At 65.8% G+C, this 10,706-nt stretch carries 11 protein-coding genes; 3 read left to right on the top strand and 8 right to left on the bottom strand.

Annotated elements, in window-relative coordinates; genetic code table 11:
- From AC2VOG_RS00445 to AC2VOG_RS00415, 7 genes are all read right to left on the bottom strand, one after another.
- A partial coding sequence (locus tag AC2VOG_RS00445) for an alkyl/aryl-sulfatase (RefSeq protein ID WP_486937942.1) occupies nucleotides 1-1,324 on the bottom strand: 1,324 nt, incomplete at its 3' end.
- Nucleotides 1,325-1,407: 83 nt separating this feature from the next.
- Complete coding sequence (locus AC2VOG_RS00440) at nucleotides 1,408-2,886, bottom strand: sensor histidine kinase (RefSeq protein ID WP_486937941.1); 1,479 nt, start codon at nucleotides 2,884-2,886, stop codon at nucleotides 1,408-1,410.
- A gap of 2 nt (nucleotides 2,887-2,888) precedes the next feature.
- Nucleotides 2,889-3,593 (bottom strand): response regulator transcription factor, encoded by a 705-nt coding sequence (locus tag AC2VOG_RS00435; protein ID WP_486937945.1) that lies wholly within the window; start codon nucleotides 3,591-3,593, stop codon nucleotides 2,889-2,891.
- A gap of 112 nt (nucleotides 3,594-3,705) precedes the next feature.
- Complete coding sequence (locus tag AC2VOG_RS00430) at nucleotides 3,706-3,864, bottom strand: hypothetical protein (protein ID WP_486937940.1); 159 nt, start codon at nucleotides 3,862-3,864, stop codon at nucleotides 3,706-3,708.
- Nucleotides 3,865-3,910: 46 nt separating this feature from the next.
- Nucleotides 3,911-4,066, bottom strand: a complete 156-nt coding sequence (locus AC2VOG_RS00425; RefSeq protein ID WP_486937939.1) for a hypothetical protein — start codon at nucleotides 4,064-4,066, stop codon at nucleotides 3,911-3,913.
- Nucleotides 4,063-4,317 carry a hypothetical protein gene (locus AC2VOG_RS00420; RefSeq protein ID WP_486937944.1) on the bottom strand — a complete coding sequence of 85 codons (255 nt, stop codon included), beginning with the start codon at nucleotides 4,315-4,317 and terminating at the stop codon, nucleotides 4,063-4,065. Before AC2VOG_RS00420 ends, AC2VOG_RS00425 begins: the two co-directional genes overlap by 4 nt.
- 170 nt (nucleotides 4,318-4,487) lie before the next feature.
- Complete coding sequence (locus AC2VOG_RS00415; RefSeq protein WP_486937938.1) at nucleotides 4,488-5,420, bottom strand: class I SAM-dependent methyltransferase; 933 nt, start codon at nucleotides 5,418-5,420, stop codon at nucleotides 4,488-4,490.
- A gap of 123 nt (nucleotides 5,421-5,543) precedes the next feature.
- On the opposite strand from AC2VOG_RS00415, the gene AC2VOG_RS00410 reads away from it, so the two are divergent.
- Together AC2VOG_RS00410 and AC2VOG_RS00405 are read left to right on the top strand one after the other, a co-directional pair.
- Nucleotides 5,544-6,524 carry a phosphotransferase family protein gene (locus AC2VOG_RS00410; protein ID WP_486937943.1) on the top strand — a complete coding sequence of 327 codons (981 nt, stop codon included), beginning with the start codon at nucleotides 5,544-5,546 and terminating at the stop codon, nucleotides 6,522-6,524.
- 30 nt (nucleotides 6,525-6,554) lie between these two features.
- Nucleotides 6,555-7,745 carry an acyl-CoA dehydrogenase family protein gene (locus AC2VOG_RS00405; protein WP_486937937.1) on the top strand — a complete coding sequence of 397 codons (1,191 nt, stop codon included), beginning with the start codon at nucleotides 6,555-6,557 and terminating at the stop codon, nucleotides 7,743-7,745.
- A gap of 3 nt (nucleotides 7,746-7,748) precedes the next feature.
- Here AC2VOG_RS00405 and AC2VOG_RS00400 read toward each other — a convergent pair whose 3' ends face one another.
- A complete protein-coding gene (locus AC2VOG_RS00400; protein ID WP_486937936.1) occupies nucleotides 7,749-8,102 on the bottom strand; it encodes an STAS domain-containing protein in 354 nt (117 codons plus the stop codon).
- Nucleotides 8,103-8,329: 227 nt separating this feature from the next.
- Here AC2VOG_RS00400 and AC2VOG_RS00395 point away from each other — a divergent pair, with 227 nt between their 5' ends.
- Nucleotides 8,330-10,513, top strand: coding sequence for a SpoIIE family protein phosphatase (locus AC2VOG_RS00395; RefSeq protein WP_486937935.1), 2,184 nt, complete (start codon nucleotides 8,330-8,332; stop codon nucleotides 10,511-10,513).
- Nucleotides 10,514-10,706 lie beyond the last annotated feature (193 nt).

The following is a 10,706-nucleotide window of genomic DNA, read 5'->3' as shown; positions in this document are numbered from 1 at the left end:
TGCCGGAGAACACGGCGTGGTCGAGTAGTGTTGCCGCCCAACGGTAGTCACCGTGATCAAAGGCCTGCTGGGCCAGCTCGACCACCCGGTCGATGCCGCCCAGCGCGTCGACGTAGCGCGCGCCCAGTGCCTCGGGCGGGTGCGGCCACAACCGGGCGGGGTTGCCGTCGAACCAGCCCATGTAGCGCTGATACACCGCCTTGACGTTGTGGCTGACCGAGCCGTAGTACCCGTGGGTGTGCCACGCTCGCTCCAGCGCCGGGGGCATCTGCATGGTCTCGGCTATCTCGGCGCCAGTGTGCCCCTGGTTCAACATCCGCAACGTCTGGTCGTGCAGATAGCCGTAGAGATCCCTTTGCAGCGAGAGAAATTCGACGATCCGCTCGCGACCCCAGGTCGGCCAATGGTGCGAAGCAAAGACTACATCGGCGCGGTCGGCGAACGAGTCGATCGCCTCGGTCAGGTAGCCCGACCAGGCGTGCGGGTCGCGGACCAGTGCACCACGCAACGTCAACAGGTTGTGCAGGTTGTGGGTGGCGTTCTCGGCCATGCACAGGGCGCGGAATCTCGGAAAATAAAAGTGCATCTCGGCCGGCGCCTCGGTACCGGGTGCCAGCTGGAATTCGATCTCGACACCGTCGATCGTGTGCGACTCTCCGGTGCTCCTGACGTCGACAGTTGGGACGATCACGGCGACCTCACCCCGCGAGACCGCCTGTCCCAGACCGCAACCCACATGCCCGCGAGGACCGGCCTCGAGAAAGCTGCCGTACATGTAGGTGGCCCGGCGCGCCATCGCCGGGCCGGCGTAGACATTCTCCTGCACGACATGCTCGGCAAAGCCTTCGGGCGCCAGCACCGCCACCTTGCCCGCATCGACGTCGGCCTGGGCGGTAACACCGAGCACGCCGCCGAAATGGTCGACGTGGCTGTGGGTGTAGATCACCGCGACGACGGGCCGATCGCCCCGGTGACTGCGGTACAGCTGCAGCGCCGCGGCCGCCACCTCGGTGGATACCAACGGGTCGATCACGATCAGGCCGGTGTCGCCCTCGACGAAGCTGATGTTCGAAAGATCCAGTCCACGGACCTGATAGATGCCCGGCACTACCTCGTAGAGGCCCTGTTTGGCGGTCAAGGTGCATTGCCGCCAAAGGCTGGGGTGCACTGACGGCGGCGCCTCACCGGTAACAAAGGCGTACTTGTCGTTGTCCCACACCACACGGCCGTCGGCGGCCGTGACGACGCACGGCGTCAGGGCACCGATGAAGCCCCGGTCGGCGTCGGCGAAATCTGCCGTGTCGTCGTACGGCAATGAGTCCACCGCGTCATCCTTTCAGCTTCGTTCGAAAGTTGGGCCGTAGATCGGCTGCGGGATAACCCAGTTCATCTGATAGGCAATGGCTTTCATGATTCCAGTGACAGCGGCAACCGGACCGTGAAGTCGGTATGGCCCGGCGTGCTCTGCAACGTGATCGTACCGTGGTGGGCTTTGACCACCGCCGAGACGATGGCCAAGCCCAGACCTGTGCTGCCGCCTTTGCGGGATCGCGACGTGTCGCCGCGCGCGAAGCGCTCGAACACCTCCGACTGCAACTGCTCTGGGATACCCGGGCCGTCGTCGCACACGCTCAGCACGGCATGGGTACCGTCGGAGTGCAACCGGGTGGTGACCACCGTGCCTGCTCCGGTGTGAACACGGGCGTTGGCCAGCAGGTTGGTCATCACCTGGTGCAGGCGCGCCGCATCGCCGGGCACCATCACCGGCTCCTCGGGCAGGTCCAGCTCCCACTTGTGGTCACGGCCGGCGACGTGGGCATCGCTGACCGCGTCGACCGCGACCCGCGACAGGTCGACGGGTTCGCGTTGCAGCGGCCGCCCGGAATCGAGGCGGGCCAACAGCAACAGATCCTCGACCAGGTTGGTCATCCGTTCGGTCTCGGACTGAACGCGGTTCATCGCGTGCGTGACGGCCTCGGCGTCACCTGGGTATTGGCCGACTCGCTGCGCCAGTTCGGTGTAGCCACGGATGGCGGCCAATGGGGTGCGCAATTCGTGGCTGGCGTCGGCAACGAATTGCCGCACCCGGGTCTCGCTGGCCTGCCGCGTCGACAGCGCAGCGGCTATGTGGTCGAGCATCCGGTTGAGCGCGGACCCGAGTTGCCCAACTTCGGTGCGCGGGTTGGCATCTGACTCGCCTACCCGCACCGGCAGCGCCACTTCGCCGCGGTCCAGTGGCAGATCGACCACCTCGCCCGCGGTTTGAGCGACGCGACGCAGCGGAGCCAGTGCCCGCCGGATGATCACAATGCCCGCGGTGGTCGCGACCGCAACGGCGATCATGGTGACGACGCCGAAAATCAACAGGACGCGGATCATCGTCGCGTCGACGCCGGACGTCGACAGGCCGGTGACGATGACGTCGCCGGTGCGGCGGGCGTGCGCGGCGACCAGACGGTAGCGGCCGAGTCCATCGATATCCCGGGTCACCGGGTGCCAGTCGACGGGCAGCGAAGCCAACTCCGCGCGCGCGGCGTCAGTGAGGGCGGCACGCCCGCCTGCTGCGGTCAGGTAGCCGGCCTCGATCGTCCCGTCCGGACTGATCACCGCGCCCACCATGCCGACCGGCTGCGCCGGAGCATCCAGGAAGACCGGGCCCGGGCCGGGCCGCGGGAAGGGCCGTGGATGATGCCGCCACCCCGTCGACGGCTCCAGCAGAATCCGCACCGAACGATGCGACGCGTCATGCAACTCGGTGTCGAGCTGCGCGACCAGGTATTTGTACAGCGCCAATTCGGTTGCCACGCCGATGCCAAGGCAGGCGATGACGAGGATGAGGATTTGACCGACCAACAAGCGGAACCGAAGGGACCAGGCCCCGCCCATGGCTAGCGGGCCGGCTTGAGGACGTAGCCAGCACCTCGCAGCGTGTGAATCATCGGTTCGTGACCGCTGTCGATCTTCTTACGCAGGTAGGAGATGTACAGCTCGACGATGTTCGACCGGCCCCCGAAGTCGTAGCTCCATACCCGGTCGAGGATCTGGGCCTTGCTCAGAACCCGCTTGGAGTTGCGCATCATGAAGCGCAACAACTCGAACTCCGTGGACGTCAACGAGATTGGCTGCCCCGCGCGCGTCACCTCGTGACTGTCCTCGTTGAGCACCAGATCCCCGACCACCACCTGTGCGCCGCTGTCCTCGGTGGTCACCCCGGTGCGCCGCAACAGAGCCCGCAGCCGCAGCACGACCTCTTCCAGGCTGAACGGTTTGGTCACGTAGTCGTCGCCGCCTGCGGTCAAACCGGCGATTCGATCCTCGACCGCGTCCTTGGCCGTCAGCAGCAGCACCGGCAATCGGGGCGTCTGCTCACGAAGCTTGCGCAACACATCCAACCCGCTCATGTCGGGCAGCATCACGTCGAGAACGACGACGTCTGGTCGCTGCGAACGCGCCGACTCCAGCGCCGACGCGCCGTCGCCGGCGGTCGCGATGTTCCAGCCCTCGTAGCGCAAGGCCATCGAGACCATCTCCGCGAGAACGGGCTCGTCGTCGACCACCAGCACGTTGATCGGGTTCCCGTCGGCCCGGCGCATCACGACACGTTCGACAGGGGCTTGGGGTCGGCTCACAGCTATCTAGTATGGCCGTGGGGATGAGGACCCGCTATGGCTTTCCCATGCGCCCGCTGTGAGACGCCCTAAGCGGCTAGAACCAGACTTTGCGGCCACCGACCGGGCGTCCAGCCGCGCCCAGAATGAACAGGATGACGCCGATGACGACCAGAACGCCACCAATGGTGTACAGAATGGCAAGGTTTGGAACAACAGCTCCGATGATGATCAGGATAATTCCGAGCACAATCATGTTGAGTCCTTTTCGGTAGTTCAGATTGGTGTCGCGCCGATCGGTGTCAGTACCAATAACGCCTGCCGGCCACCGGGCGCCCAACGGCACCGAGAACCCACAACACAGCACCGATGACCAGCAAGACGACGCCGATCGTTTGCAGCACAGCCACTTTCAGGACGTATCCCAATATCAGCAAAATGATGCCGAGGCCGATCATGACGCCGCCAATCTCATCAATTGGCCGGTACCGAACGCCGGCATTGAACTGGGTTGCGGTAAGTGACATTCAGTCACCTTCGGGTTGACCCCCGCGTAGTTGAGCGGACCCGCCAACACGGTGACCGCGATCGTGCCCAAGGTGGCACAGTTTTGTTCGGTGTTCTTAAAGTAATCCCGCTGGAATGCGGCGATGACGCCGATCACCAGCCAGACCACCACGATCGAACTGATAAGACCTCCACCACGCATCCTGACCTCCGTCGATGTCGGCCCAAACCGACTAGCGCTGCTGAAATACCCCGGCCGACAGGCATCCAAACATTCGGACGCAACGTCCGGCACGCCCACGGTATAGCGACGGAACGTCTTCAGCACGCAGCAAATTCACCGGGATCGCGACTCGAACCCCGCCCCGCACATCAGAGGCGCCGGGCGGCGGTGAAGACCACGGCCGGCAGGGCATCGGCCGAGGGGATGGCGCGCCCGTGCTCGGCCAGCAGGTCGGCCATATCGATCGCGGTGGCATCCCACCCGTGCTCGCCCAACCAGTCGAGGACCTCGGTGCGCTGCTCGGGATACCAGAGCTCGTCGACGTCGGGGATCTCGGCGCCGAGGACCTCGGTCGCAGCGGCACGAAAGCGCGTCGACCGCTCACGCTGACTGGCCAACAGGTCGGGGTTCACCGCATTCTTCGACGGCCCGTTGGTGGCCAGCCGGCTACCAGGCGCACTGAGCGAATCGATTCGCTCCAACAACAGATCCTGCGCCGCCGCGGGAAGATAACGCAGCAATCCCTCGGCCGACCACATCGTCGCCGTAGTAGTGTCAAAGCCCGCTTCCTGCAACGCTTTTGGCCAGTCATCGCGCAGATCGACCGGCACGCTCACCAGTGTGGCAGCCGGCTGAGCGCCATGGCGCGCCAAGGTGCCCGTCTTGAAGTCCAGCACCTTGGCCTGATCCAGTTCGTACACCGTGGTCCCGTCGGGCCAGGGCAGTCGCCACGATCGGGAATCGAGGCCAGATGCCAGGATCACCACCTGCCGGATGCCCGATGCCACCGCGTCAAGGAACAATTCGTCGAACCACTTGGTCCGCACGGCCATGAAGTCGATCATCACCTGCCGGTACGCGCCCACGTCAGGCTCCAGATCGGTCAGCGCCGCCGAGAGCTTCGGGTCCGAAGTCAGGCTCCACATGCCCGGACCGGCAGCGTCGAGGAACACCTGCGCGAACGGGTCCTGGATCAGCGGGTCCGCACTGACGGTCTCGGCGGCCCGGGCCGCGGCGACACCGAGGGCAGTCGAGCCCACGCTCTCAGTGATTTCCCACGAATCGCTGTCTGTCCGCGCCATTGTCATTCCTTCCGTTAGTAGCCAGTATCGGACACTACGCGGGCCGGCTGTGAGGGCGCTGGGCTGCGTAGTAGCTTCACCTTCGTGGAGGAGCTCAAAGCCCCGGACGGCCTCGCGGAGTGGATGTCGGGCCGGGGGTTGGGCGACGGCCCGCTGGAGAACGTCACCCGGATCAGCGGCGGCACCCAGAACATCATGCTGCGGTTCACCCGCTCCGGACGCGAGTACGTACTGCGGCGCGGACCCCGGCATCTGCGCCCGCGCAGCAACGCGGTGATCATGCGCGAGACCGAAGTGCTGGCGGCGCTGGCCGGAAGCGACGTGCCGCATCCGCGCCTGATCGCCAGCTGCCCCGACCCCGACGTGCTCGGTGATGCGGTCTTCTACCTGATGGAACCGATCGACGGGTTCAACGCTGGGCAGGAACTGCCAGAGCTGCACGCCGGCGACGCCGGGGTGCGCTTCAGGATGGGACTGTCGATGGCCGAGTCGCTGGCCAAGCTCGGCGCGCTCGACTACACCGCAGTCGGCTTGACCGACTACGGCAAGCCCGACGGTTTTCTGGAACGCCAAGTGCCACGGTGGCTTTCAGAACTGGAGTCATATCGGGAGTTCGACGACTACCCGGGTCCGGACATCCCCGGTGTCGACGACGTCGCCGCCTGGCTCGAGCAAGGCCGGCCGTCACACTGGACACCGGGCATCATGCACGGCGACTATCACGCGGCCAACGTGATGTTCTCCCGCACCGGCCCTGAGGTCGTCGCGATCGTCGACTGGGAGATGTCCACGATCGGTGACCCCCTGCTTGACCTCGGCTGGTTGCTGGCAACCTGGGGACAGTCGGCGGCCTTCGGCGGTCAGTTGTTCGACCACGGCGGGATGGCCGCCCCGGGCGACCTCGTCGAGCAGTACGCCCGCAACACCAGCCGCGACCTGTCCGGCGTCACCTGGTACACCGTGCTGGCATGCTTCAAGCTCGGCATCGTGCTGGAGGGCACCCACGCGCGGGCCTTTGCGGGCAAGGCCCCCAAGGACGTCGGCGACCTGCTCCACGATGCCACCGTGCGCCTGTTCGAGCAGGCCCTGACCCTGATGCAGTGACCCTGATGCAGTGACCCCGATGGAGGGCCCGTGATCGACTTCGACATCCCCGCCGACACCGCCGCGCTGCGCGACCAGATCCGCGCGTTCGTCGCCGACAAGATCGTGCCGTACGAGACCGATCCCCGGCTCACCCGGCACGGTCCCGACGACGGGCTGCGCGCCGAGCTGGTCGGGCTGGCCCGCGACGCCGGGCTGCTGACCTTCCAGGCGCCCAAGCGTTTTGGCGGCCGCGAGCCGTCCCACCGGGAGCAGGCGGTGCTGTTCGAGGCGGCCGGTTGGTCGACGCTGGGCCCGATCGCGCTCAACTGCGCCGCGCCCGATGAGGGCAACATGTTCCTGCTAGGTCGAGTCGCCCGTCAAGAACAAGTCGAGCAGTTCCTCATCCCGGTGATCGACGGCCGGCAGCGGTCGGTGTTCGCCATGACCGAACCCGGCGGCGCTGGTTCAGATCCCAACCAGCTGAACACCACAGCGGATTTCGACGGCAGCCACTACGTCATCAACGGCCGCAAGTGGCTGATCACCGGCGCCAACGGCGCGCGGACGTGGATCATCATGGCCCGGGTGGCGCCCAATCCGCACGGTCCAGACGGCCCCACCCTGTTTCTGTGCGAGGGTCCGGGCGCTACGGGCCCGGACGGCATCGAGATCGAGCGGGTGATGAACACGATGGACCGCAACTACGTCGAGGGACACGGTGTCGTGCGGTTCAACGACCTTCGCCTGCCCGCCTCGGCGGTGCTCGGCGAAGTCGGCCAGGCGCTGCGGTACGCCCAGTTGCGGCTGGCGCCCGCGCGGCTGACGCACTGCATGCGCTGGCTGGGAGCCGCCTGCCGCGCGCAGTCGATCGCGATCAACCACGCCCGCGAACGGACCGCCTTCGGCAAGACCCTCGGTGAGCATCAAGGCGTCAGCTTCATGATCGCCGACAACGAAATCGCGCTGCAGCAATGCCGGCTCGCGATTTGGTGGGCGTGCTGGACGCTGGACATGGGCGATCGGGGCACCGGCCGGCACGAAAGCTCGATGGTCAAGGCTTACGTGTCGGAGGAGCTGTTCAAGGTCGCCGATCGTTGCGTCCAAATCCTGGGCGGCATAGGAATTTCCGATGAAACACCGGTCGCGATGATCTTCTCCGACATGCGGGCCTTCCGGCTCTACGACGGACCGACCGAAGTGCACAAGTACGCAATCGCGCGCCAGGTGCTGCGGCCCTAGGCGTTACCCACTCAGACCGGCCAGCGCCTCGTCGAGGGTCGGGTACAGCGCGACGACGGTGTCGAGGCCGGTCAGCTGGATCGGTCTGCTGGCTGCCAGACTGTTGGCCACTACCGCGATTCGGGTCGATTCGCCGACCTTCTCGCTGGTCGCTGCCAATATCCGTAGCCCGACCGACGCCATGAACGTGACCTCGGAAAGTTCGATCACGAGAACGCTGAGATTGCTCTCAAGCGCTTGCGCGATGGCCTCTTCGAAGGCCGGCGCGGTGCTCAAGTCGATCTCACCGCCGATGCTGACCACGGCGGCGCCGTCGCTATGCGCGACAGAAGTGGTGATCGGATCCGCAGCTGACAACGGCCATCCTTCATCTGAAGTGGTGTCGTTTCTGGCAGGGACCGTGCCGATCCGGGCCGCCGGACAAATTCGACAAGACAGTATCGCACGGTCAACGACCGTGCGGGTCGGTTAGTCTTGGCGCCAGACCTACGTCCGCCGCCTTATGTCCGGCGCGGAGAACCGGGAGGCTTGTATGTCGATGTCGGCGCGCCGGCACCGGTGATTCCCGCGCCGGTGTTCACCGCATGAGATCCGACGATTTCTTCGTCGGGTACGCGGCGGCGCTGCGCACCTATCTGCAGACGAGCGACGCCCAGGATCTCGGCGTGGGCAATGCGCTGGGGCGCGAGGCACTACGCAACGGCATCGGCATACTGACGATCATCGAAGAACACTCTGGGCTGGTCAGCAAACTGGCGCACGAGCTGCCGGGCTTCGACGGTGCAGAGGCGCTGGCGTTTCTCCTGCACACCCTCGCCCCGCTGGATACGGCGATGCGGAAATCCGAGGAACAGCGCGCCCGCGCAGAACATCTAGCCAACCGTGACCAGTTCCGCGACGCCGTGGTGAACTCGTTGCAGGAAGGCTTCTTCGTTTCCGATCGCACCGGCGCCGTGATCGAATTGAACGACGCCTTCGCCAAACTCACCGGCTACGGAGCCCACGGATTGCCGTACCGGTGGCCGCATCCGTGGCTGGTCGACGAGAAGGCGGCGCAACTCCAACAGGCCCGGCTGGACGCGGAAGCCCAAGTCCAGTACGAGACCCCGATCCGGCATCGCGACGGCCGACTGGTGTGGGTCGCGGCCAACGTCAACCGGGTCGATGCCGATACCACCGACGGCGACGTCTACGTGGGCACCCTGCGCGACATCACCGCCGAGCGCGCGTTCGCCGCGAGGGAAAGTGCGGTGCTGCGCTTGGCCACCGCAGTCAGCGTGGCCAAGAGCTTGTCCGACGTCTTGTCGGGCACGCTCGATGAGTGTCGGCTGGCCCTCGACGTGCACCGGGTCGTTGCCGCGGTGTGGCCCACCGCCGGTGGTGATCCAGCCATTCAGGTTGCCGACGAACGGATTTCGTCGCACTGGCGAAATCTCGAACCGGCGCTGCGGGAGATCTTCGAGCACGCGCGAAGCCAGCTGCCGCTGACCGTTCAACCTGTCGAAAGCCCCCATGACCCCGGCAAGTCGAGTGGAGTCGTAGCGGTCCTCACCGGCGGGGGAGGCGTCGCCCTGTGGCTCGAACTTCGGGTGCCGCGGCGGATCAGCGCCGAGGATCGCCTGCTGATCACCGTGCTGGTCGGCCACCTCGGGCTGGCGATTCAGCACGTGCGCCAGTTCGAGGCCGCCCGCGAAACCTCGCTGACCCTCCAGCACGCGATGCTCGCACCCGCCAAGCTGCCGCCCGGCTTCGCCGTTCGCTACGAGCCGGCCGTCGCGCCGCTCGAAATCGGCGGCGACTGGTACGACGTACTGCGAATCGGGGACCATCGGATCGGCATCATCGTCGGCGACTGTGTGGGGCGCGGCCTCACGGCTGCGGCGGTGATGGGTCAGCTCCGCGCCTCCGCACGTGCGCTGCTACTCACCGGGGCCGAGCCCGCAATGCTGCTCGAGGATCTCGATGCGGTCGCCGATCTGATCCCCAACGCGTTCTGCACCACGGTGTTCCTGGCAGTCCTGGACACCGAGTCCGGCGAATTCTGCTACAGCTGCGCCGGCCACCTACCCGCGATACTGGCCGCACCGGGGCACGCGCATACCCTGATCAGCGATGCCCGGTCGGTTCCATTAGCGGTGCAGCGCAAGAGTTCTCGCCCACAAGCGGCCATCACGTTGACGCCCGGTTCGACATTGATGCTCTACACCGACGGCCTGGTCGAGCGGCGCGACATGACCCTCGATGACGGGATCGCCCACCTCGGTGCGACGGTGGCCCGCGGAATGAACAGCACCGTCGACGAGGTCGCCGATGCGGCGCTGGCCGAATTGGCGCCGCCCGGTGGCTACGACGACGACATCGCAATCATCGTCTATCGACGGCCGTACCCGGTGCTGGCCATCCACCGGGTGGTCGATGCCGATCAACTCAGCGAACTGCGGCATCAATTCGCGGAGTGGCTGAAAGACGCAGGAGTTTGCGATGCGCGGGTGGCCGACATCGTGCTGGCGGTCAACGAAGCCGTGGCTAATAGCATCGAGCACGGCTATCACGGCCGCAAACCCGGAAAGATACGTATCAAAGGCGAAAACGACGGCGCGCGGGTTCGCATCAAGATCACCGACAAAGGGTCCTGGAAGCCCGCGGCTACTAATCCCGGTGTCCGCGGACGGGGGTTGCTGCTGATCCGCGCGGTCAGCGACTGGCTCGAAATGGATTGCACACCAAAAGGTACAGCGGTCGATATGAGCTTCAACCTGGCGCCCTAGCGATGGCTGGGAGTTGCCTTCCCCGCGTCGAGATCGACGTTTTGGCGGCCTGCTACTCGCACTTTGCCGCCAAAACGTCGATCTCGGTGCAGGCAGGGCGATCATGACCCCGAACGTACGAGCCAGACGACTCAGCGTGGCTAGGGCAGCACGGTGTGCATCAACATCACGTCGTACGCCGACCACAGCGACA

Source organism: Mycobacterium sp. TH-M11 (genome assembly GCF_057473725.1).
This window is presented reverse-complemented; position numbering and strand designations above follow the sequence as displayed.

Excerpts from the sequence above, each read along its gene's own strand:
- AC2VOG_RS00440 (WP_486937941.1), bottom strand. The coding sequence starts at position 2,886 with ATGGGCGGGGCCTGGTCCCTTCGGTTCCGCTTGTTGGTCGGTCAAATC.
- AC2VOG_RS00395 (WP_486937935.1), top strand. The coding sequence starts at position 8,330 with ATGAGATCCGACGATTTCTTCGTCGGGTACGCGGCGGCGCTGCGCACC.
- AC2VOG_RS00410 (WP_486937943.1), top strand. The coding sequence starts at position 5,544 with ATGTCGGGCCGGGGGTTGGGCGACGGCCCGCTGGAGAACGTCACCCGG.
- AC2VOG_RS00420 (WP_486937944.1), bottom strand. The coding sequence starts at position 4,317 with ATGCGTGGTGGAGGTCTTATCAGTTCGATCGTGGTGGTCTGGCTGGTG.
- AC2VOG_RS00425 (WP_486937939.1), bottom strand. The coding sequence starts at position 4,066 with ATGATCGGCCTCGGCATCATTTTGCTGATATTGGGATACGTCCTGAAA.
- AC2VOG_RS00430 (WP_486937940.1), bottom strand. The coding sequence starts at position 3,864 with ATGATTGTGCTCGGAATTATCCTGATCATCATCGGAGCTGTTGTTCCA.
- AC2VOG_RS00435 (WP_486937945.1), bottom strand. The coding sequence starts at position 3,593 with ATGCGCCGGGCCGACGGGAACCCGATCAACGTGCTGGTGGTCGACGAC.
- AC2VOG_RS00415 (WP_486937938.1), bottom strand. The coding sequence starts at position 5,420 with ATGGCGCGGACAGACAGCGATTCGTGGGAAATCACTGAGAGCGTGGGC.